Consider the following 24,401-nt stretch of genomic DNA (forward strand, 5'->3'; position numbering starts at 1 on the left):
TTTATTCTTTTTTGCGTTTTTTATCATGAATGCTTTTAAGCAATTGCTCGTAGGCCTTGTTAAATTTCTCTATCCCTTCATCTTCAAGCTTTTGCGTGATTTTGTCAATATCAATTCCTTTATTGCTAAGTTCTTCCATTGTTTTACCAGCATCCTCTACATGGGCCGTCAGTGTTTCAGCCACTTTTCCATGATCGCGAAACGCATCAATCGTTTCTAAAGGGAGTGTATTGACGGTATCATTTCCGATAATACTTTCCACATAGAGTACATCACTGAGTGAGGGATCTTTTGCTCCGGTACTCGCGTAAAGCACCCTTTGTTTCTGCGCTCCCTTTTCTTCCAGTTTTTTAAAACGGTCACCAGAAATCATTTCAAGATAGATCTGGTATGCCATTTTTGCGGAAGCAATAGCTGTTTTTCCTTTCAGATCTGCTGCATCTTTTTCTTTCAGCATAGGATCTACCATCACATCAATACGGCTGAGAAAGAAGCTGGCAACGGAAGAGACATTATTGATCGGATTGCCTTCTTTTAGCCTGTCTTCGAGCCCGCCCATAAAAGCTTCTGTAACTTCTTTATAACGGGGAAGCCCAAAAAGCAGTGTGACGTTAATATTAATGCCTTCGCGAAGGCATTCACGTATTGCAATAAGACCTTCTTGAGTTCCCGGAATTTTGATCATGACATTTTTACGGTTTACTCTTTTCCACAGCTCTCTTGCCTGCTCAATAGTTCCGTCTGTATCACGAGCCAGAAAAGGCGACACTTCCAGACTCACAAAACCATCCGTCCCATTCGTTTTCTCATATACCGGTTTAAAAATATCAGCAGCTTTCTGAATGTCAGAAATGGCCATATCAAAAAAGATAGCGGCATTATCTTCTTCAGTCTTTGAAAGTCTGATGATATCTTCATCATAGTCTGAACTTCCGCTGATGGCCTTTTCAAAAATGGCAGGATTAGAAGTTAAGCCCCGCAGATCATCCTGATCAATCAGATTTTGAAGCTTACCGGATCTCATGATTTCACGGTCCAGCAAATCGAGCCAAATGCTTTGTTTAAACGCTCTTATTTTATTTAATGGATTCATTTTTCTTATTTTAAAAAAGATTATATTTTGAAAGATTGGAAAAGCATCTCCCTATGGATGGTCTTCCAGATTCTGAATTTTTTTGAGGCGTCTCAGATGTCTTTCTGCTCCTATAAACCTGGCATTAAGAAAAGCCAAAACCAGTTCTTCTGCACTTGCATAGCCCGTCACACGGCCGCCAAGACAGATTAAATTCATATCATCATCTTCAACGCCCTGGTGTGCTGAGAAATAATCTGTAATTAAGCACGCTCTTACCTTGGGAACTTTATTAGCTGCAATACATGCACCTACACCGCTTCCGCAAATAGCAATCCCGCGAAAGACGGTACCTTCAGCTACATCCTTTGCAAGTGGAATCACATAATCAGGAAAATCATCGGAACTGTTCAGTTCCATTGCGCCATAATCTACCGGTTCAAATTGATTTTCAATTAAAAAAGACTTTATTCTTTCTTTGAGTTCAAAACCGCCATGATCTGCACAAATCCCTATTTTTTTTTGTACTATTGACATTCTTCTTTTTATTTAATTGAGAAATGATTTTGTAGGAGAAAAGGATATTTAAATTCGTAAAAAATTCTATTCCCTTTTCAAAAACAGATCCTTCGCTCTTTTTACCACATTTTCTACACTGAATCCGTATTCTTTCATGACTTCTTCTGCCGGTGCAGATTCTCCAAATCTGTCGATTCCGATCACATCACCATCGTCCGTTGTATACTTCATCCAGCCCACAGATGAACCTGCTTCCACCGCCAGTCTTTTTCTAATTTTCTTTGGTAAAACCTGTTCTTTATAAGCAGCAGTTTGTTGATCAAATAAATTCCAACATGGCATACTTACAACACGAGCCTTAATGTTGCTTTTCTTTAACTCTTCCTGGGCTTCAAGGATCAAATGAACTTCTGATCCGGTGGCAATGAGAATAAGATCCGGTTCTCCTTCTGAATCTGAAAGAATATAAGCGCCTTTCTCAAGGTTTTTCGCGGTCTCATATTTCTTTTGATCGATAACCGGAATTTCCTGGCGGGTTAGTACAATGGCGACGGGTCCATCTTTATGTTCAATGGCTACGCGCCAGGCCTGTGCGGTTTCGTTGGCATCTGCCGGTCGAATGACGGTCATATTGGGAACAGTTCGCAACCCAATCAGCTGTTCTACAGGCTGATGGGTGGTTCCGTCTTCGCCAAGAGCAATACTGTCGTGGGTAAAAACCATAATCTGACGTATTTTCATGATGGCAGCCAGTCTAAGTGGCGGACGCATATAATCTGAAAATATTAAAAAGGTGGCACCATACGGAATCAGATAATTGCTGAGAGCCATTCCGTTGAGAATTGATCCCATGGCGTGTTCACGGATTCCAAAATGAAAATTACGACCGTCCCGATCTTTCGCTGAAAAGGATTTGTACCCATCAAGAACGGTATCTGTAGAAGGTGATAAATCTGCTGAACCACCAATCAACTGAGGTAAATATTCTGCAATCGCATTCAGCGTTTTACCTGAAGCTTTACGGGTGGCCATCTCCTCACCAGGTTCAAATACAGGAAGTTTTTCCTCCCATCCTTCGGGTAATTTACCAGAAGTGATGGATTCATATTCTCTGGCAAGATCAGGATATTTTTTCTTATAATTTTCATAGAGCTCATTCCATTTATCTTCGTTTTCAGAAGATTTTTTGCCTACTTCACGATAAAACGCTGAAACCTCATCGGGAACAACAAAACTTTTATCCGGATCAAATCCGAAATGTTCTTTTACCAAACGTACTTCATCTTTACCTAAGGGTGATCCGTGGGCAGCAGCAGAATTCTGTTTATTGGGACTTCCATAACCGATCTGGCTGCGGATTTTTATAAGTGACGGGCGACCCGTTTCTTTCTGTGCATTCTTAACCGCATTGGACAATGCTTCTACATCATTCATATCAGGAAGATCCTGCACATGCCATCCGTAAGCCTGAAATCTCTTAGAGACATCTTCATCAAAAGCTAAATCAGTATTGCCTTCTATGGTAATATGATTGCTGTCGTAGAAATAAATCATATTACCCAATCCCAGATGCCCGGCGATTGAGGCTGCTTCAGCAGAAACGCCTTCCATCAGATCACCGTCGCTGCAAATCGCATAAATTTTATAGTCGAAAATATTAAAATCGGGTTGGTTATAGCGCTTTGCCATATATTGCTGGGCGATGGCCATTCCTACTCCGTTGGCAAATCCCTGCCCTAAAGGACCAGTTGTCACCTCAATTCCGGGGGTAAGTCCGTATTCCGGATGACCTGCTGTAATGCTGTGTAACTGTCTGAAATTTTCGATGTCTTTGAGGGTAATCTTATAACCGGTCAAATGCAGATAAATGTATTGTAACATGCATGCATGACCACAGGAAAGAATAAACCGGTCTCGGTTTGCCCATTGTGGATTTTGAGGATTGTAATGCATAAACTCAGACCATAATACATGACCTAACGGAGCCAAAGCCATGGGTGTTCCGGGATGTCCTGAATTTGCTTTCTGAACTGCGTCGGCGGCCAGAATTCTTACGGTATCAATACTTTTTTGAGTTAAATTTTTATTTTCCATTTTAATATTTATTTTTTTAACCTATTTTTTATCCTCTTCTCTGAGGAGGACAAAAAACAAATCAAGTGACTGGTATTATTGAGGTTGGCAAACCCACCGGATAAAAGTTAAGTTTTTATTTCGACATGATTGTGGGATCTGCCGGCATTTTTGGACAAAAACTTTATAGAGTAGATTAATATCCTGCTATACGATCAAAGTCCATACCGCATATTTCATTAACCCAATTTTGGAAGGATTTCTAATCGCTGTTACAAGCTGTTGTTCGGTAGTTTGTTTTGCGTTTGGCTCTCTATATTAACTTTCTATGATATTTTGGAGAACAATAATGGGCAGTTTTTTGATAAGATGATTTTTACAAAAATGATCATAAAGAGAAAAATCAGAATGCAGACTTTAGTAATTCTCACGGTGGATCAGCTAAATTTCAAGTGAAAAATCAATGATTATATAGCATCAAAAATCTGACAATATGAATTTATACTACCAACACGATAGCCTTAAAGGACAGAATATTGAAAATATTTAATCCAGAAACTATTTTAAATCTAAAGAAGTGATAAATTGCATTTAAGTATAACAGATTTCTTTGGTTTAAAGGAAAACTGACAGACCAACAATACTCATGCAAGAAGATATATGACAGAAATGAAAAACACCTACTTAATTTACGGAGTTAGTAAAGGACTTGGAAAAGCAATTTTAAAGTTTTTGCCTGATAAAAATGATAAAGTTTTTGGAATATCCCGAACTAAACCTTCTTACCCGGAAGCAACGGACAACAATAATGTATGGATACAAGCCGATTTATCTAATTCCAAACAGGCGGTTGCCACCATTAAGGATGTTATAGGCGCAGAAAAAATTGATTATTTAATTTATAATGTTGGGATCTGGGAAAAAACCGCATTCACATCAGACTACGACTTTGAACAGTTAGATGATCATGAAATAGAAGAAATAATCAGCACAAATATTACCTCTTCCATTTTATCAATTAAATCATTATTACCCAACCTCAGATTATCAAAGAATGGAAAGATCATTATTATTGGTTCAACATTAGGTCTTGAGAACCACAATAAAAAAGAAGTGGTTTTTTCAGTGACCAAATTTGCAGTCCGGGGAATTATTCATTCTTTAAGAACGTATTTGAGAGAACATAGTATAGGAGTAACTGCCATTAACCTGGGAGATTTGGCTACGGAGTACGAATATGAAGAAGGTATAGAGATTGTCAAGGAAAAACATAAAGGGGAATTAATCCCTCTCGCTGACGTCATTCATGCATTGAAATTTGTTATAAACACGTCAAATGCTGCTTGTGTAAAAGAAATTAATATGCCATCAATGAAAGATCTCGATCTGTAAAAAAGAGTTTGATGAGCTAACTACTGGTGAGGTAGAAGATTTTGTAAAAATATACTAATGCTTGATTTAAGCTTTATATTATATTTTCTCAGCTGTAATAAAAGTTTTTAAAATACTTTTAGCTTTAAATCCGGATATTTTAAAATCAAAAGATCCAAAGTTTGAGAGGTTTCCTTAACGAAGTAACTCGATAATGGTGCAAAGCCTCTTTGTATCCCACTTTTATACTTTCTCCAATCATTAAAATAATGCCTGAAGATGCCTGTTAAATATTTGATATAGAAAAATATGGAATATGGTTTTGCGAGAATATAAAAATCTGAATGATCATTCAACGTCAACCGAATGGTGGTTATTCTCCATTTAGAGATAATAGAATCAGGGTAGATGTTTTCAGTTTTTATTTTAATGATTTGGGAAGGTTGGATTTCGACACCGTTGAATAGGATTTTGTCTGTCAGGACCAACCTGTTAAGTTTTGTTCCAAACTTTCGAAAAATAATAGCGGTATCAATTAGCCAGGTTATGATAAGGATTATTCCTCCAAGCCCCAGAAAGGCCTGCACTTTATCAGTAGAGAAAATTCCGCATAGTATTCCACAAAATACAGCCATCGGAAAAACAGTATACCATAACCTATCGAAATAATTTCCACTGATTCTCATCATATTACTATTTCCGGTTTATTTCACATAATTTTTCAGGTAGAATGAATCCTTCCCATCTTCTTTCTCCTTTTCATCTACAAAATTTTTATACGTGTATTTTTTTCCTTTATGTTCCGGCTTGTTTTTCTCCTGAAGGTAATCTCCGTAGTATTGAAAACCTCCTGAAATAAAATAATTGCTCAGTTGCTTATCTCCCTGAGCTACAACATACAAATTACATGATTTGAATTTTTCATTATTGTATATTCCTGTATTGTTGGTCTCAAACAGATACAGCTTACTGCCATTATTCCATACCCTGTACGAAAATTTCGAATTTCGATAGTAAAAATCGGTTTTCCCCATTTTCTTTTCCAGTAGTTTCTCGAATCCCTCTGCTTTTGGGCTTGTTTTTATTTCCACCATGTAGGCATCCACCTGATTGGTTGTCCTGTTCTCATAAAAAGAGACATAACTTGTGGATAATATGGAGGTATCTTGCCTGTTAAGGGTTCCCGCAAAAGAAAATCCAGAGAATTTCAGCAAATCAGAATTGGTACTGTTGTACACAATAATACCTGAGAGATCACTGTTTTTGCGTAGATCATATTTTTTCTCAAGGGACGATACGTCTATTGGAAAGGATAACTGGTTCAGGTCAAAATTATTGGTTTGACAAGACATCATTAACGGAAAAACAATTAACATCAGGATACTTTTCATATTATCTATTTAATTGGTTGCGAAAAGATTATCAGATTACTGTTTACAGTAAAGGGCAGATTCTTTTCTTTCACACTTCTTTATTAAAGTTTTGTGCTTTCGGTTTATCCGGCTAATGGCACACACTATATATTAGCCATCAGGTTCTCAATATAATTCTTTATCAGAAAATTTGAAATCTTGTATTTTGGGCAGGGGTCTTATTACAACTCTTTTTTTTCTTACTTTCAATGCTTTGGCTGAACCTGATATTTCGTCAGTTTCAGTTCTGATTCCTGTAACAAGGTTAAATTTAGTTTCTGTAAATATTGTATTTTCATCAATATACCCTTTGGTTGCATTATTGGTGAGCTTAATTACATTAATTAATTCAAAATTATCATTGTTATATTTGAAGTCATATGTGATGTTTCCACCTTTGATTTCACTCCACATTTTCAAAATTCCTTTTTCAATAAAGAAATCGGGAATTTGATATCCATTAAATTTTCCATGGTTTTCAACGGGATACTGCGGTTCAATGATTTTAGTTGAAGATACGGCCAATGCTAATTTTCCATTGGGTTGAGACAGAAAAATCTGCAGTCTTAATGGTCTCGTTTCGTCTACTGTATCCATTTTTACCGTTATTTTATCTAATTTACCATCATTATTCAAATCTCCATTTTCTTCCCTAACCTGATAAGTATAATTGTCTTCACTTTTAATGCTTTGGGAAAATAAATTCATTGGAACTGAACTTAAAATGAATATAAAGTACAGATAAATATTTTTCATAATTCCATTCATTTTATTTTGTTTTTTAATCGATATCATTTTATTGCGGCAGCAAAGATCTATCTCAGCGATTCCAAATTTCACTTGTTTCCCAATTGACGATATCAATTGTTTTATCAGCTGTTAAATAATGATTTTCGTCTTCCAATGCATCTTCATCCAGTTGATACAGATTATTTTCTAAATCGTTTTTAAATTTTCCTATCAGTTCTGCCGTAGAATTTGCCACTAAGATTCCTGTTTCGTACTCATCATCTATAAAGATTATCTGACCATAAGTTCCCTGGCTGGCTGGGGTAAGATCAATCAGCAAACTGGTATGAGATCCGTCAAAAGCAAATTTTATCCAATCGGTATTATACATGCTGGCGGAGTCAATTTCTTTATCTGCTTTTTTCAAAGGAATATTTTCAGATGCGTAATGTTCTTTTTTGTACCGATATTCTTCAATTATCCTGCTGACAGGGAAGAAATCCATTCCGTAAAACAGGCTTCCAAAATTTTCCTGATCATTTAATCCGTTATGCCATAAATAAAGTTCTTTAAAATCACCGGGCAAATTTTTACCTGTTGCTGTTTCAAGTTCCTTAATTTCATCTTCTGTAGCCGGCTTTTGAAGTGAAAGGTTTAGAATTTTTATCGCGTTTTCCATTAACCATTTTTCTATTATTTAAAAATCCTGTTTCATTGTATTTTTTTATTATTCTTCAGAATAGGCTCTGTAAAAAATTTCAGTGGTTTACCTAATTTTATAAATCATCTTTACTATTTGAAAATAGCTATTCCCGGCAATATGATCCCTCCTGTATAAAAAAAGAAATGCAAAACACCTTTGATACTGGAGGTGCCGGCTAAAAAGCTTTTTATGGGGATTGTACCGGGTCTGCCATAATTTTGATGACAATTAACCTGTGTATTTACCATAAAGTTAACAAGCCCGTAAACAATAGTAAATAAACAAAAACATCCAAGCGTCATTAGTCCTATTTTCAGCCAACTGCCTGCCATGTTATCACCGTACTGTAATTTGGCGTATTGAAACCAAAATTTAAGTGCAAATACAACGGCAACGAACAGCATGGGATACAAAATAAATATTCCTTTGTTGCCCAACTTCCTGTTAAGGTAATAATAGCAAAAAGTAAATATTATGATATAGATTATATAAACTGTAACTTTCATTTGCTTATTTTTGAATTTAGCAGATTATCAGTGTACCACTAACAAGGAATCCACCAATGCATAAAATATAGTTTACCGTTTTTAAGGAAAATATTGATATGCCCATCGTAAAGTTCATAATCACCTTCTCTTAACTGGATCATCTGCAGTTCGCCCTCACCGTAAACGTTCATAATACCTATATTTTCTACTGCATTAGGAAATATTTCTTTAAGCTGAGCAATGGTAGTCGAAGCATTAAATGTTATTCCCTTGTATACCAAAAAATTGTTTTTTGTGAATTTAAATTCGTCAATCGCAACCTTTTCATTTGAGTTTTCGAAACGCGAACCATTTTTATACAAAAATTTATCAGCGTCAATATTTTCAAAAACATAGGAGCATGGTTCTTCCCGGCTCATTAATTGAGTACTATCCGGCTCTCCAAAGTTCTTCTTAAAATCGTTTAACGAGAAAAATCTTTTTACCTTACCATTAAAAAGCATCAGATCAGCATCAAAAATTTCAATGCTGTTCGGTTGGTTTTTATCAGGTGGTGGCGTTTCGGCTAAAGGGCTTTGTGAAGTGCTGTCAGATTCATTTTTAGCCTGAACCGATTCAGCTGCCTTCCCTTTGCTATTATTCCGGACTTTATCTTCACCATTTTTGCAGGCGGTGAGGGCTGAAAATAAAAAATAGAGAAACAGTATTTTCTTCATCTTATGAATTTTAAAGTTTACCGGGTCTGACCAACTTTTTTGAGCTCGATATAAAGGTTATCAAGCAACAGCTGCTGTTGGGCATCTTCTTTAAAATAACGCTGAAAGTTTACACTGCAATCCGAAATATCAACAATGTTTTTTGTATCAAAGGTCCAGTCATTCTGGTTTTTGACTAAAACCCCTAAATCACCACCACAACTTTCCCATATTTCGGAAAACTTAGTTTTTTTGCCATCATTTAACTGGCTAAAATCTGCATAAACCGAAAATCCCTTCATTTCAGGATTGAAAAACTTTATAATCATATAGACAGGCACGCCACCCCAATCGATCGTTTTTCCCTTGGGCAGCTCTATATTGGTAAGCTTTTTTTCATTCATAATCCTGTCCTGCTGTCCTTTTTTAAAAAGCTGTTCCTCATATGTCAGCTTTGTTCCTTTAGGCAGTACTATTTTTTTAACTATTACAGGCTCGGTTGTAATGAAATAAGGATAATCCGGTCCTCTCCCTCCTGTCGGATTTCCCATACCTCTCAAGCCATTAAGCAGAAGGAAGTACCCTATCACTAATGCAACTACAAATGTTAAAATTCCTATGATAATGTAATATTTTCGTCTCATAAAATTCTTTTTTATATGAATGGCCTGGTTATATTTTTATAAAATAATTCAATTACATTATCCTGGATAAAAATTTCTTCATGAAATTTGTTTTCACCGTATAAAAGGTAGAATTTCGTTGTATGGTTTTCCTGAGATAATGCCATATAAAGAAACCAAAAATAAAACAGCTGTAACGATTAAAAAAAGAGGCTTGTATCTGAATACCATTCCCTTCTTTTGGGTATACTTATAATTAATGAATGTGCCTATTAAAAAAAGCCCCGTAAATAAGAGTATAAAATAATTTATCTGCATATAATTATATTAAATTTAGTCATTTCTTATCAGGTTTTTTCAAAATGTACTACTATTTGAATCTTAAACCGGAATAAATACGTGGCTTAATAAAGTCTATTTTATATTGAATTATCTATTAACAAAGTACAATCTTTAAACAAGTTCATTTATTTTAATTTATATTTTTCCAATTCTTTAAGTTCTTTTTCAACTTTTGTGTTCCATATTTTTTGTCTTGGATTTTTATGGGTTAAAAATTTACCATTGGAAAAGATTATTTTATCATCAATCTCTTTATCAAACAATTGAGAATAATTTCTGCTTTTTTGAGTCCAGTCATTGATTTTATTCATATAAATATCGAGAGATCGAATATTAAGATCATATAGGCTGTCTATCGACTTTCTCATTTTTCTGGCAAAGATTTCATGAATATTAAAATGTATCTGTTCATGTTCTAATGTAGAGCCATCTCTAACAAGCATCCAAGATTCATGTTTATCAAAAAAAACCTTAACTCCTACCTGAGGAGGAGTTAAAGTGCTTGGTAAGAATTCATATTTGTAGATTAATTTACTTTCTGCTCCTTTAAATTTTATGGTATTGGCAATTTTAATAGTATCTTTTTTAGCGATATTAAAATCTTCAATTTTTAAAGGTCTTTTTGACTCCCATAATATTAAACCCTCATTTTGATATTTGAAGCTTAACAATAGTGCAGTACAAGAAAAAACAGTAAAATATATTATCTTTTTCATCTCTTTTCTTTTAATTCAAAAGTCGTGCTAATGGCACCTCGATTTTTACCCCTCTTAATAATAATTCTTTTTGGGTCAATACCCTTCTGTATCAGTAATTTTTTAATAGCATTTGCTCTTCCTAATTGTAATTGTGAGATTGTACCTGACTTACCATCCATAACAACGGGATCTTTATCCGTTATATTTTCAAAATTAGTATTTCCACTTACTACAACTCTCAGCTCTGCATGTTCCTGCAGCGTTGTTATCAGGTCATAAAGTGTTTTTTCCGCTAGAGCCTTGTTAAAGATTTTGGTAGTGCTGGGGTTGAAATCAATATCTCTGTTAAACTGGACATTTGTAGGTAAGGGTGAATAGCTTACATTATTACCCACAAAAGGAGTCGGAGTTCCTGAAATATTTGGTTGTGTCATATTTGCCATATTTATATTTGGCATCATAACAGGCACAGGATTCGTGGCGACAGGATTAAGATTAGGAATATAATTACCGTTGGCAGACGGAGGGACAGGAGAAGAATGCCCGCTTCCTCTAAATAAACTAAAGTTAAAGTCAGGTCTTCTGAATGCATCTCCGAAACTTTCGGGATTATTTCCACATCCACAATCATTACTAAATAGCTTTACAAAAAAGTTTGAAACCCGGTCCACGAGGCTTTCCACAACATTAATTATACCCATTCCATATTCATCAGGATATGAGATTGGATTATTATTAGCATACGCATATGAGCTTTGCCACATATCAAAAACCTGCATAGGATCCTGTGAAACAAATCTTCCTAAAGTGGGATTATAGAATCGTCCTCCAAAATCATACATACCGGGAAGGGGGGTAAGTTCCTTTCCATTAAATGCATAATTATACGACGTCAAAATTTCTGACGGATTGGAGTCTCCTATAAATGAATCTGCATAGGCATGATCTAAGCCCAGAGGATAATAGTTTCTTTCACCCAAAAATTCAACTGCTCCGTTTGAGTTTCTTGAGTACCGTACTCTTATATTACCTAAATGATCTGTATAATTGTAAATATATTTATTTTTCTCGAAATTATAATATCCTTCCGAAGTCGGAATAAATTTAAGTGTTAAAGTTTCTGGTGTAAATGGATCTGAAACTGTTTCATACTGAAAACCATCAAGATAATCCGTTATTTTTTTATATTTAAGGAACAACGGTAACTCTTCGACCATTCTTACCTTAAGACCATCAGACCGATAAGTAAATCTTGATACCTCATGCCCAGAAGCAGCATGAATGTATGTTGGCAGATTGAAGTGATTATATGTAATAACATCCTGATATCTATCCAAATGACTGCTCATATTACCATTTGTATCATAGCTGAAAATATTTTCCAAGGCATTATAGCCGTATTGATTATTAGCTACTCCCGGCGGCAGTGTAATTTTATTAATCTTATTACTCAGGTTATTATTTTCATAGTTATAAATAAGATCATCTATAAGCTCAGGCGTTATCCCTACAGTAGGCTTGATATATCGTTTTAAAGTTTTGATATTTCCATTCAAGTCATATGTAATTGCTTCATTATAATTATCATTTGAAGGAACAGTAACATTTACTTCTTTATACACGCCGTTAGTAAGCCGGTCCAGACCGTCATACGTATAGGAGTACCTTCTAAGATTGGTATTATAGGATGTCTTCCAGTCTATTTCGGAAATACCACCATTATATTTACCTGAAACATTTACATTTTCAGGATTATTATATTTAATTGCATAAGCGAATAATTTCCCATTAAGGTTCTGAGGATCGTTTATCTTCGTAAGCCAGCCTCTGATATTGTATTTATAATCTACAATTTCAATAGCGTTACCTATTGTTCCGCCAACTTTTTTATTCTTTAGCTGAGAAAGTTCATTATATTCATTCTGGGCCAGTACTTCTTCCTGATTGTTATTGACTTTGTGTGTGTGTGTTAGTAATCTGTCTTGTGTATCATAAGTGAAGTTTTCTGTAATTACTCTTTCTGTATCTGAGACAAGTCTTTTATGCTTTGTAACTAACTTTTTTATTACTCCTGCAAAACTTAACTCGTTTTCAGATTTTGTATACCCGCCGAGATAATTGATAGAATGCTTACTTACAGTTCTTCCTAATGTATCATAATAGGTATAGTTCCTGGTCCATCCGAAGTCATTTGCGTCTGTATTCTTAATATAAGTTGCCAATAAAAAACCTTTCGTATTTTTTGTACCGTATGGCAAAATGTCTTGTCCCAATATCTGACCAGAAATAGAAGGGCTCCCGTTCGGATATGTATCATAATAGTTTACAGACAAAAAATTATACACTTTATCTACCTGAGGATATGCATTTGTTACAGAATAATAAACATCCATCCCACTGTAGTTTATGACCATGTTATCTTTGCGTTCTTCACTATTCATTCCTTTGGAATTCGCATAAATCTGTTCTTGCTGGCGTGTGGTACCCATGGCATTACATATTCCTGTCATGATTACTCTTGAGAACTGATCATATTTTGTATACTGCCATTGTCCTTTCGTTCTTAAATTCCCATCTTGTATCGCTACCACACGATCTTGCTTATCGTATACTATAAATTCCCAGTCCTTTCCCGGAGATTTTTTTTCAACAAGTCTGCCTGCTTCATCATAATTAAACTGATAAAAAAGATGATCCTTCAAAGCTGTATCAATAGTAGGTGACGAGACAGCCAAAGGAGGTATTACATATGCCAATTGGTTGTAATCGTCATAAACATAGTAAGTATCTGCATTTTGAGTCTGGCTTATAACTTTTCTTATCAATAAAGTCTGATTGAGCCCATTTTTAAATTCAATCGTTTTATTATTATCTTCATCTATAATAACTCTTTTATGCAACTGCTTAGCGCCATATGAACCCGAAAGACTAATATCGGATTGAAATGTTGAATAATTAAACGTTGCTACATAATTCCTTACCTCACCATCAATATTAGTTCCATATTCGAATTTTACAGGCTTCGTTTCCCAAGTATTTCCAACTTGTATTTGTTCGCTTATCCTGCTTAGAGGAGATTTCTCAAACTTTTTTTCGGAATAAATTTTTTCGGATGTATAAACATCAATATTTCCCGCATTAGCCAATGGGTTAGTATATATTGCACCATTGTTTGTAGTAGCCTGCGGAACAGGTAAATAATCTTTAGCCTGATTACCAAGATTATCATATTCTGTATGATTTACTAAGTCTCTGCCAAGAGGTGATGATTTTATATTTACAATCTGTTTTGGTCTTCCAAGCCCGTCAAAATACTGAACTGTTTCAGTGATTTTAGGATTAGGTGCTGAAGAGTCATCGAGATAAGTTTTTGTATAAATATAGTTTTCTGTATTACTTGCCTGATTGGCCTGTGCAAAATAAGTCTCTGTAGCAAATAATATATATATAGGGATTACAATTTTTTTCATGGTATTATTTATATTGTTTTCTTTGCATTAGAGCATATTAAAGTCATTAATATCATATTGAAAATTCAGATTAACAGTGTCTGAAGCACCTATACTCCCGTTCATCAGCTGTAAAAGGATCTTTCCGTTCCAGCTCATCAGCACTCGCCATGTTCTTCCGTTTTCTGTAGCAAAAACATGGTTTTGTAATGTAAGAAGTTTACAACTCTCCCCTATTGTTCCTGCAACAAAGCTCTGCCAATTTAATCCCGTATTAGACACAACGGGTATTTTGATGTTTACAACTACATTAGTATTTGAAGTTCTGTGAATGCTGGATATGACAGAATTAACATTGCTTTCAGGAGTAAACGGACATGTCATGGATGTACATGCTGCATTGGTATTGGCTAAGCCTTGTCCAATCTGTAGAATATCATTTAAAGCCTGCTGATTGGCATCTGCAAGACTAATTGTAGAAGAATATTTCGCCGCGGGTACCACATAAGGATAGTTTCCTCCACTATACCCTATAGGACAGTTATTTCTTACAAGCACCTTCTCTTGCTTTCTGTTATAAAAAATAGTTTGGGGATGATTAGGAACGCTATTGTATGAAAATTCTTTTATTGTCTTATTTTGGTCATTGCTTATCTTTTCCAATTTATCTTCTGCATTATATTTATAAGCCTGCTTTAGTCCGTTTGGCTGTAATATATTGGTAATACCTCTTCCCGGATCATGAGTATACAGAATTATTTGATTGCCTGGCAAATCCATTGTATTACGGAAATTAACCAGTGAATTTATCAAATCCTGCTCAGTAGATGGGCTTATATCAGCATCAGATTTCAATACTGCATCTAAATTTAGATAAGCCTGATTATCAGTAGAATTAAGATTGAATTTCTGCATTACCTGCTCATAAGTAGCACCTTCTATTTTAATGATGGGTAGTGTTTGTTTATATCCCCATATTGTAACATTAGAAATTCCCATTTTGGAGGTTGACTGGAGAAGATTACCTTTATTATCATATTTATCATAAGATATTTCTGTTTCCTGAGAATTGTCTCTTTTGTAATTAACAGCCGAAACTGGTAAGATCAGATTTGATGTATTGACATTTTTATTGAAAACACTTTCCTTTTTAGCAATTGTTTTTGCTATTCCATTTTTGGTTAAAACGGTTTCTGTAACCAAAGGTTTGTCAAGCATATTCGCATTTATCATCATCTGATTTGCAAGATCATGCGGATATAAGAAGTTGGTGTCAACAAATGAATTATCAGGATTTAAGTTTCTTTGCTTTTTTATAAAAGGAAAAACACTATCATATGTCAATATACTCTTCGTCTCTACATTTCCTTCCTGGAAAAACAACTTTTCTGTTCTTTCTGTCAGAACATTTCTTTCTGTTCTTAATTTTGTTATATAGTTATGCCGAGCAAGAAATGATACATTATTAAAACCAGGATCATAATTTACAATTCCACGTGGTTGAAAAATTGTATTCTGGTAAGGAACGGAAATTTCTTCCAGTATATTTTTGGCATAGTTATTTTTTATCTCTTTAACTAGATTTCCATTTTGATTATAATAGTTTTCTTCTAACTTTTTCCCCCTGACAATTTCGTTGCTTATTGAATTCGAATTATGAAAAGAACTATTTTGATATAGAAAGGCATAACAATAATTTCCTGAAGGGCTGCTAGGAAGTACTGTATTTTGCTGATCTTCCTCAAAGGAAAAAATATGTTCCTTATACCCATTTCCTTCTTCCTTTTCAACGACTCTTGTATATCCTACATAACCATTGCTCGTTAATTCCACGTTTTCTCTATTCGTAGTATAAACCACGAAAGAAACATTATTCTGATCCGCATATCTCGCTTGGTCATATGCCAGAGGATAACCATATATCGGCATGCCTGCCAGCCTACCTGACGAAACTCCATTTTTTTCTTTATATTCATAATAAATATGTCTTTCTTTATTACCGTCATTAATTATTTGAGTTTTTATTCTTGCACCACCTCCAGTTCTTTGATATATTTCGGAATCAATATAGAAGTCATTTAATTCATATTCATATTCGTTAAAACCTCCTAAAGGATTGATTACTTTTTTTAATAGACCTGTAAGAGCATAATTATTCGCATCTAAACTATAATCACCCGGGATGAGCTTACTCCCAGAAAAAGGTGTTATAGAGTACTTCCCTCTTTGCGAGCGGAAATATAATTTAGGGCTTTTTTGGATTTGTGGGTGAATGTGCATGTTGATAGGTTCAAGCTCTACCCCATGATTATTATAAAATCCCAAATAATCTTGCTGTAATGAATTTACCCTAGGTAAAGGATTGGTATAATCATATTCAAATGTATAATATCTTTTGGGTTGTATTTCTTCACTACCGAGAACATCTATATTATCCAGTTTTAATCTCTTGCACTGCCAGTCGTTACAATTTTCTTTAGAAATAAAATATGAATAATTAAACAAATACGTTTTAATTATTTTATTATTAAGCCTAACCTCCACTTTCGTTAAAGCTTTTTCATTTTGTGCATCTTGTCTTGTTAAATCATAATAAAATTTAACTTCACCATTATCCCATTTTATTTCTTCAATCCTATTGTTCTGCGGGGCTTTTGTATACAAAAATGCATTTTTCACTAAACATTCATCTGGCGGTGACGAATAAGGATAACTCGTCATATAATCTGCTATAAAGCCGTAAGCACAAATACCATGAGATGGATAATTGTAAGAACCGCCGCCGAAAGGCATCGCATCTTCAAGCAAAACAGTATTTATATTCGTCCGGATGTAGTTTTTTTCAGGCTTAGCATATTTTTGATATTTAAACTCAACCGTTCTATTGGTATTTGAATCTTCTATTTTACCTAAATGCCACGCACTTACTCTCAGCCTATATTGCCCACCTGCCATAGCCTGCATATATGAATTATAGAACGATGCACTGGAAAAAGACATAATACTACGATTTACTGCGCTTGCAAAACTAGGAATTGATTCTACGACGTCCGGTGAGTCGAACGAATACTTGACACCTTCAGTATTGGTCAGCTGGAACTTTTCATAGTCATTAGGAACTCCTCCACTACCAACATTTGGCGGAAAGAAAGTACTTAAAACTTCCCCACCGGAGAAACCGCTGGCAGGCAATGTACTCAAAAGTTTTTTCGTAACAATATCACCTTTGGTACCACTTCCATCGAGAAACTTCAAATTATAGGTACTAACGTTATTGTAAAAATTATTTGGATTTCCTCTGTTTAAATTGGTAAGATAGAAATTTGCATTTAATCCTGGAGCAACTGCTTTAAAAACATCAGGAGAAGCATCTGTCTTAGAATAAGTTGTTATAAGACCACTTCCTAATGTACCGTCAGGACTTATATCAGTCATCTGTCTTAGCCAGCCAAGTTCATAAATGTAAGGTTTGGAATTGCTTTGTCCTGATTGGCTTAGTATCGAGTGGTCATCCAGATCTTTAATTTTTCTAATGATATTACCTCCTGCATTTAGATTCCAACCCATTCCTACACTGGATGCAATATTATCTACTTTTACTCCTGACGAGTTGTAGCTTATGCTGATAGGTACTGTAATATTGCCGGTCTTAATTTCATACAAAGGAATTGATAAATCGATTTTCCCGGTATAAAGATTGACATCTGTTAAATTATATCTTTGAAATGCACTTACATCCGGCGATAACAACATTTCATTGTTTGGATATGTGTTTTTATTATCCGATTGAGATAAAAGTTTTGTGAATAACAGCAAAAGAGCTGTTATCATTAGGTTATTCCTCCACATGGTTAGTTTTTTTATCGTTATTTTTTAATTAATTTCGCGTTGGCAGTCTTCCCTGCATCTGTATATATTACTACGAGATAAGCTCCCTGAATCAATGATTGTGTATTTATTTTGGTTACTTTATTTTGGGTTTTTAAACTTTTGAGCTGTCTTCCGCCCATATCATAAAGTTTAATATCAGCTTCTTTAAAATCCAGACCTATCTCCACATAACAGTAATCTGATACAGGATTAGGATAAATTTTGATATCCAATTTTTCAATTAGCTGATCAATTTGTTTGTCTCCAAGCTTTATAATTTTCCAGTTTTCCCTTCCCAACTCTTCTGCACTGGTTCCAGCAAGAATAATTGATCCGTCTCTATTTAATTTCAGATCAGCAAGCCTTTCTTCCCTCTTCCCGGATTCGCCTTTTATATGTTTTCTCCATTCTTCTTTACCACTTTCATCCAAATACAGAATCCAAAAAGTTTCATCATCACTCTCCGGTTTATCTTCCCTCTGAGTGTACCCACCCAATAAAATTCCCTTTGAAATTTTATCATCAGAAGAATGAACCACGCTCATTCCCATAAGAACATCTCTATTTTTAAAATTGTAAGATTTCTGCCATATCTCTTCTCCTTTTTCATTAAGTGAAAGCAGCCATATATCCGTACCTTCTTCTATACCCACAGATTTGTTTCCTGATCTTTCGGATCTTGATTCCCCTCCTACTAAAAATCCTGTGGTAGTCAAGGCTAAAGTTCTCAGATGATCATCACCACTCCCTCCAAAGTTCTTTTCCCATTCAATCCTTCCTTCTTTATTCAATTTAATAATCCAGTAATCGCCTTCACCATAATTTTCAGTTTTTTTTAGTCCTCCAACACTACTTCTGGAATATACTCCAAGTAAAGCCCCTCCATCTTTTGTAGGAATTATTTTTTCAATTTCATCTAATCCTTTTCCACCAATAATTACTTGGGATACCTCTTTTCCGTTTTTGTCTAACCTTATAATTAAAACATCTTTAGAACCATAACCTTTAGCATTATTTAGTGTATTTCCAGCAACGAAAAACCCCAAATCTGCCGTCTGAATGACAGATCTGGCTTGCTCATCATATCTTGAGCCAATTGTCTGTTGCCATAGTTCATCACCAAATTCATTGATTCTGATGAGCCAAATATCGGATCCTCCTTTAGAATCATCTTTTTTATCTATTCCTTTTTCCGAATAAGAAGTTCCCGCCAAAAGGAAACCTCCTTCCTGCGTAGCAACTGTTGCAGAGAGATAATCATGATTCTTACCAGAAAAATACTTCTCCCAAATTTTTTCCCCTTGTTGGTTTAGCTTCACCAAATGAAAATCGTAACCGTTATTTTGTTTAGTTTGAGAATTTTGCAGCTTATCGGCTTGGATGGTACTTCCTGTTATTAAATACTGCTGATCAATAGTTGTGGTCACTTGGCTCAGAAAATCCTGACTAGAGGATTTAATATCTTGCTGCCAGAGAATTTCCTGAGCGGACATGTTCAAGGTTGTACATAATAATGTACACATGTAGAGTTTTAGCATTGGTTATTGTTATTTAAACTAATTAAAAAGAAGGCAAATATAGTTTTTTTGCATCCTAATTAAAAGATTTTTTTGAAATAAATTAATTGAATCTTTTTAAATTTTTATATCGCCGGCAAGAGATTAAGAAATCAATTAGCTATACGTTTTTTGTGTTTTTATGATAAGCTATCGCGACCTTCTAAAATTATTACTACCTGAGTTTTTGGTAGAGCATTTTGATATTATCGCAGAAGAACAACAGAATAAGGAACTTCACATCTTCTTTGAAGAAAAAATACATCCGCATAAATTCTCCGATCGCTTATTGAAATCAAAAGCTTTGTACCTGCAATCACCATTACTGATTATTCCTTGCGTGGTAAAATTGTAAAACTTCATGTAAAAAAAGAAGAAGAAGATGGACAGATAAGTCATCTGGATAAATACTGCAAAGAGACTGGCAAGTAGTCTGTAAAGGAACTAGAATACCTCAGGACTTTGCGGGATTCTTAAAAAAAATTAGCCGATACTAAAGCGTATCCCCTAAAAATGATTGTTGATCTTTTCGGGATCAATGGGAAGAGTTTTCAAAAACAATACAAAAATAAGCTCAGTGGATATCGGCAATAGAAAAAAAATCCCATGCAGAAGACTGGATACTTTATGCCTGTAATCTCCCGGAATATTTATCTTTAGATGAACTCGCGTTATCCTATGGCGAACTTTATAATGTTCTCACTTCCAAAAAAGCAAAAGCTAAAAAAGGAAGTATTGCAGCGATTATTAAAGGAATAAAAAGTGATGTTATCATAGAACATCTTTCAAAAATAAGCAGCAAACTTCGGAGAAAAATAAAAGAAATCACTTTAGATATGGCAGGGCCTATGAAACTTATTTCAAAAAGATGTTTTCCGAATACCATACAAGTAATATGGGCTTATCTACAATCAAAATATTACATTTGCTACTTTAAGCAGGACTATAACTAATCATTGCAGAGATGTACTGAATTATTTTGAGACAGGAAGCACCAAGGCAGCCGCTGAATCTTTCAATGCTAAAATAAAAAATTTTAGACTACAGCTTAGGGGAGTGAAGGATCATGCTTTTTTCTTATTCAGATTATCGTATCTTTTTGCTTAGCCCCAACTTTTGCCTGTGCTCGTTTTTCCTTTGGGCAGCTCTATATTGGTAAGCTTTTTTTCATTCATGATCCTGTCCTGCTGTCCTTTCTTAAAAAGCTGTTCCTCATATGTCAGCTTTGTTCCTTTAGGCAGTACTATTTTTTTAACTATTACAGGCTCGGTTGTAATGAAATAAGGATAATCCAGTCCTCTCCCTTCTGTCGGATTGCCAATACCTCCCAAGCCATTAAGCAGAAGGAACTATCCTATCACAATTGATTTTGAAAAATTCGTCAAATGCTGCAGGTTTCCCTCCCTAATTATTTTACTTTGTCTATTCTTACTTCAACGGGATAAACTGATGCTTTTCCCACTTCAAACGATACTTCTACCTTATCATTTGTTGTTAGTGGATTTCCTTCATTATCGTAAAATATTGTTTTATCAGATCCGCGTCCCGCATTTTCAGGAACGAAAACACTATTATGTCCGTTTTCTGCCCATGCCATCTCTATGGGAGTGATCGTTTCTCCGCCATCACCCGGTGCGGTATTGACATATACTGTTTGAGGTCTGCCAACATAAACCGTCATTCCTGCCGAATAATTCAAATAGCCTGTAATAGAAAAACGTTTCCCTTCACTGGCTTCTTTGTCGTCCAAAATTTTTTGTACTGCTGTCTTTGAGGATTCCACTGGCGTCCCTTTTTCACGGTTTTTACCGCTTTCAAAATAAGAGCATGAGGTCACTGTTGATAATGTTCCTGCAATTAATGCAGCCACAAAGAATGTTTTAGATGTCATATTAATTTGTTTTTGTTACTGATGTTTTTGGGTCCCGAAAAATAGTTTTGGCTTAGTATTATTTTCGTCTTTGCCTCCACTACCCTTCTGAGTAATATTACGCAATTTTCTCTGTATCAAAATTTTATTTTTACAGATCTGATTTTAAATATTTAAAAGGATAACCTTATGTTTACCCTAAAATTGAAAGGAGAAAGTCAGTCTAATTGATTCCCATTTGATTATCCGTGTAAAAAGTTTTAAACAACGATTCAAAAACCGGGATGAGATGTCGAAAATTTGGATAAAGCTATCGTATTCTTTATAAAAAAAAACTGTTCTTTTGAACAGTTTTTTTTGAGTTAAATTTCATATCGTTTTTAGAAGCCCAGAAGTTTAAGCTTAAATTGAATCGCAAAGTTATCTTTAAATTTTGGAGTATTGTAATGCCCTACCCTGTAGAAAAACCCTAGATTAAACTGGGAGGATAAAAAATTATTCCACTCCAGTCCCAGCTCATTATACAAATGATCTAATTTTTTAAATTCAAACTGGTGAAATTCCGGATTTTTCATGTCGCCGACTGTTCCTCTGTAAATCACATCGAAACTTGAAACATTCTTTCCAAAGCTTTTAAAATACCACGGCAGCCTATGCGTCAGATAAGCTCCTACAAACTTGTCATTATAATATTTCCCGCCTTCCATTGTTGCAAAACCCAGATAGGAAGTAAGGTTGAAATTCAATCCTCCATTTCCATTCCCTAACCCGTTCAGTGTAAAATTCTTCCATATTGGGGCATCACCGGTAACCAGTCCTCCATACAGTCTCACCCCCGTTAAACCAAGCTTGGTCTTAAAATTATGAACAAATAGTGCGTCAAACCTACTGAACTGAACATCACCTCCCAATGCTTTATAAGCCTGCTCATAATTGAGATAGAATTCCGGAAGATTCTGTTCGTACGTATATTTTCCGGTAGGCGTCATAATATTTTTAGAATTAGGAGAATATTTCAATGTGATGGTTGATGATGCAATATCGAAACGGCTTCCAAGCTCTTTAAAATTATAATTAAATTTCGATTCTTCCTGGGTCCTTTTAGCAGCAATATTGATCGTTAAGGCATTGGTAAGGTCATTTTCATAACTTACTTTAAAACCTTTATAACCGAAAAAAACGTTATTGTTCAGAGCAACTCCTGAGTTCATTATTTTCATTCTGAAATTCCATAGATTTTCAGAAAAACGGCCGGCTGCCATCACATCATCAAAATATTCAGCGCGAAAAAAGGAGTTTTTCTGCAATGTTGTCCGCACATCTACTCCCACTCCGTATTTAAAATCTTTATCATAAATACCATATGCAAAATAAGCATCCGGAGAAATAAATCTGCTGAACTTTTCATTCAGTTTGGCACCAGCCCCCAGACGTATGTGCTCATATTTATTGTAACCAATTACTTTAGAAAGGTCAAAATCCACCATTCCGACCCTTATTTTTCCTTTGAGCAAACCGGTCAAAGCTTTTGCTCTTTGGTTGAGTTTATATTTGGCACTTAAGCTGTCGATTTTAGTATAGGTCGCTGCTTCGCGGCCGGTAAGATTTTCGGTACGGTATTGATCAATGCTGTTTCCGTCTGAATTTTTAACGCTCATGGTATAGCCTTTAAAATCTTCGGGCTTTTCTTCAATAGAGGTTTTGAAATCAAAATAATCAGCCGTTACAAAAGCATAACTGCCAAACTTTTTGATGTTCTTTTTACCGGATTCTTTTTCCTCTTTAGTTTTATTTTTATCCTTACGGTCATCATTATCAAAAGAGGCAGAACCCATTTTTAGTTTGTAGTTTTCTTTGACAAGAAACCATTTGTTTTCAACAGGTTTCCAGATGCTCGTAATACTGCCTTCACTTTTAATTTTACTGTTGCTTTCTATTTTTTTCAAGGCGTAGGTTCCTTTGTCTACATAGAGATACCCATTGAATTTTGTTTGTTTTGCAGACTGTTTGTAATCAACCTGGCGAAATCGGATAACATAATTCTCCCGTCCTTCTATTTCGATAGAATCTGTTAGAAAGAAACGATAAAGATTCCTGTTTTCCTCACGAACTTCCTTTGGAATCTGATTTCTGTTGGAGCGGAAAGCCATCAGTTCATATATAGGCTCTTTTAGACCGGCAACTTTGTTATCTAAAATATTGATTTTCTCCCCGTATTTCTTTGAATAAAGGTTTTGAGAGGCTCTTTCCCACAAAAACATTTTACTTCCACCTACCAGCTTCATAAGATTAACAGACTCCAGAGAATCTTTTTTCTCCGTTGCTTTCATGGAACGTTGTGGCAGCTTCTTAAGGGAGTCGATACGGTTGGTGATGTAAGCATTATAAGCATTGATACTGTCTTCATCAAAATCCAGAGAAATTTTCTCATAGGATTTGAATGAATAAGACTCTAAACTCTTAGGAGAATTCTGCTGGTAATTTTCGTTGACTTTTCTGAGAATTTCTAATGCTCTGGGATCACTTTTATTTTCCAAAACTATGGTCTGAATATTTTTGACGTTAGGGTCAGCCTTAGCTAAAAAAACCTCCATCACTTTATCAACAACAATGTCGTCATTCTGGAATCCGCTTGCCGAAATTTCTACTTTTTTACATTTTGTTGTAAAAACAGAGGTCCCTGATACGTCTGTTCTTCCTATGATCTTGTTGTTACAGGAAACTGTTGCATTAGAAATGGGTGACTGATCACCGGAATTTCTGACAATAACTTTTGACTGTGAAAAAATGCTGATGTATCCCAATAACAAAAGCAGGATAAGAATTTTTTTCATATATGTTTTTCAATGTGATTTCATCAAAAATATATAAAATTAATCAAACATACTACTTTTCAGTATCTTATATTCAAAAACAATAAATCTGTGGTAT

Annotated in this window: 20 protein-coding genes; 3 read left to right on the plus strand and 17 right to left on the minus strand. The window is 35.0% G+C overall.

The features are described from left to right. Nucleotide 1 precedes the first annotated feature (1 nt). The 3 genes from tal to tkt all read right to left on the minus strand — a co-directional run bounded on the left by tal (nt 2) and on the right by tkt (nt 3,685). A complete protein-coding gene (gene tal, locus IW16_RS24785; protein ID WP_034751151.1) occupies nt 2-1,093 on the minus strand; it encodes a transaldolase in 1,092 nt (363 codons plus the stop codon). A 51-nt stretch (nt 1,094-1,144) separates the two neighbouring features. Beyond that, nucleotides 1,145-1,609, minus strand: a complete 465-nt coding sequence (locus tag IW16_RS24790) for an RpiB/LacA/LacB family sugar-phosphate isomerase (protein WP_034751153.1) — start codon at nt 1,607-1,609, stop codon at nt 1,145-1,147. 66 nt (nt 1,610-1,675) lie between these two features. Beyond that, nucleotides 1,676-3,685, minus strand: coding sequence for a transketolase (gene tkt, locus IW16_RS24795; protein ID WP_034751156.1), 2,010 nt, complete (start codon nt 3,683-3,685; stop codon nt 1,676-1,678). 648 nt (nt 3,686-4,333) lie between these two features. On the opposite strand from tkt, the gene IW16_RS24800 reads away from it, so the two are divergent. Next, on the plus strand, nt 4,334-5,056 hold the full coding sequence (locus tag IW16_RS24800; RefSeq protein WP_034751436.1) for an SDR family oxidoreductase: 723 nt from the start codon (nt 4,334-4,336) through the stop codon (nt 5,054-5,056). Nucleotides 5,057-5,163: 107 nt separating this feature from the next. Here the strand turns inward: IW16_RS24800 and IW16_RS24805 are convergent, their stop codons facing one another. The 11 genes from IW16_RS24805 to IW16_RS24855 form a co-directional block, all read right to left on the minus strand. After that, nucleotides 5,164-5,724 (minus strand): hypothetical protein, encoded by a 561-nt coding sequence (locus IW16_RS24805; protein WP_131327989.1) that lies wholly within the window; start codon nt 5,722-5,724, stop codon nt 5,164-5,166. Between the two features lie 15 nt (nt 5,725-5,739). Beyond that, nucleotides 5,740-6,426, minus strand: a complete 687-nt coding sequence (locus tag IW16_RS24810; protein ID WP_034751162.1) for a hypothetical protein — start codon at nt 6,424-6,426, stop codon at nt 5,740-5,742. Nucleotides 6,427-6,573: 147 nt separating this feature from the next. Next, a complete protein-coding gene (locus IW16_RS24815) occupies nt 6,574-7,203 on the minus strand; it encodes a hypothetical protein (protein WP_131327991.1) in 630 nt (209 codons plus the stop codon). Nucleotides 7,204-7,267: 64 nt separating this feature from the next. Continuing rightward, entirely contained in the window at nt 7,268-7,855 is a 588-nt protein-coding gene (locus IW16_RS24820; protein ID WP_084694617.1) for an SMI1/KNR4 family protein, read from the minus strand. A gap of 113 nt (nt 7,856-7,968) precedes the next feature. Then, nucleotides 7,969-8,385, minus strand: a complete 417-nt coding sequence (locus IW16_RS24825) for a hypothetical protein (protein ID WP_131327993.1) — start codon at nt 8,383-8,385, stop codon at nt 7,969-7,971. Between the two features lie 38 nt (nt 8,386-8,423). Then, a complete protein-coding gene (locus IW16_RS24830; protein WP_034751169.1) occupies nt 8,424-9,083 on the minus strand; it encodes a hypothetical protein in 660 nt (219 codons plus the stop codon). 17 nt (nt 9,084-9,100) lie between these two features. Next, nucleotides 9,101-9,706: a hypothetical protein gene (locus tag IW16_RS24835; RefSeq protein ID WP_228376993.1), complete on the minus strand. Its 606-nt coding sequence runs from the start codon at nt 9,704-9,706 to the stop codon at nt 9,101-9,103. Between the two features lie 446 nt (nt 9,707-10,152). Beyond that, nucleotides 10,153-10,743 carry a hypothetical protein gene (locus tag IW16_RS24840; protein WP_034751174.1) on the minus strand — a complete coding sequence of 197 codons (591 nt, stop codon included), beginning with the start codon at nt 10,741-10,743 and terminating at the stop codon, nt 10,153-10,155. Continuing rightward, the gene (locus tag IW16_RS24845; RefSeq protein ID WP_051890755.1) at nt 10,740-14,195 is read right to left on the minus strand and encodes a DUF6443 domain-containing protein; all 3,456 of its coding nucleotides are present in this window, start codon (nt 14,193-14,195) and stop codon (nt 10,740-10,742) included. Before IW16_RS24845 ends, IW16_RS24840 begins: the two co-directional genes overlap by 4 nt. 27 nt (nt 14,196-14,222) lie before the next feature. Continuing rightward, entirely contained in the window at nt 14,223-18,023 is a 3,801-nt protein-coding gene (locus IW16_RS24850) for a DUF5977 domain-containing protein (protein ID WP_034751176.1), read from the minus strand. 17 nt (nt 18,024-18,040) lie between these two features. Beyond that, on the minus strand, nt 18,041-19,258 hold the full coding sequence (locus IW16_RS24855) for a T9SS type A sorting domain-containing protein (RefSeq protein ID WP_228376994.1): 1,218 nt from the start codon (nt 19,256-19,258) through the stop codon (nt 18,041-18,043). A 962-nt stretch (nt 19,259-20,220) separates the two neighbouring features. Between IW16_RS24855 and IW16_RS27030 the strand changes: the two genes are divergently transcribed. Further along, entirely contained in the window at nt 20,221-20,553 is a 333-nt protein-coding gene (locus tag IW16_RS27030; protein WP_228376997.1) for a transposase, read from the plus strand. Nucleotides 20,554-20,569: 16 nt separating this feature from the next. Next, nucleotides 20,570-20,707, plus strand: a complete 138-nt coding sequence (locus IW16_RS27035) for a transposase (protein ID WP_262484366.1) — start codon at nt 20,570-20,572, stop codon at nt 20,705-20,707. Here IW16_RS27035 and IW16_RS24865 read toward each other — a convergent pair. The 3 genes from IW16_RS24865 to IW16_RS24875 all read right to left on the minus strand — a co-directional run bounded on the left by IW16_RS24865 (nt 20,704) and on the right by IW16_RS24875 (nt 24,304). After that, complete coding sequence (locus tag IW16_RS24865; RefSeq protein ID WP_051890758.1) at nt 20,704-20,931, minus strand: hypothetical protein; 228 nt, start codon at nt 20,929-20,931, stop codon at nt 20,704-20,706. The genes IW16_RS27035 and IW16_RS24865 overlap by 4 nt on opposite strands. 77 nt (nt 20,932-21,008) lie before the next feature. Next, a complete protein-coding gene (locus tag IW16_RS24870) occupies nt 21,009-21,491 on the minus strand; it encodes a hypothetical protein (protein WP_034751181.1) in 483 nt (160 codons plus the stop codon). Between the two features lie 359 nt (nt 21,492-21,850). Next, nucleotides 21,851-24,304: a hypothetical protein gene (locus IW16_RS24875; RefSeq protein WP_034751185.1), complete on the minus strand. Its 2,454-nt coding sequence runs from the start codon at nt 24,302-24,304 to the stop codon at nt 21,851-21,853. Nucleotides 24,305-24,401: the final 97 nt, after the last annotated feature.

The sequence above is a fragment of the Chryseobacterium vrystaatense genome (genome assembly GCF_000737765.1).
GTDB lineage: Bacteria > Bacteroidota > Bacteroidia > Flavobacteriales > Weeksellaceae > Chryseobacterium > Chryseobacterium vrystaatense.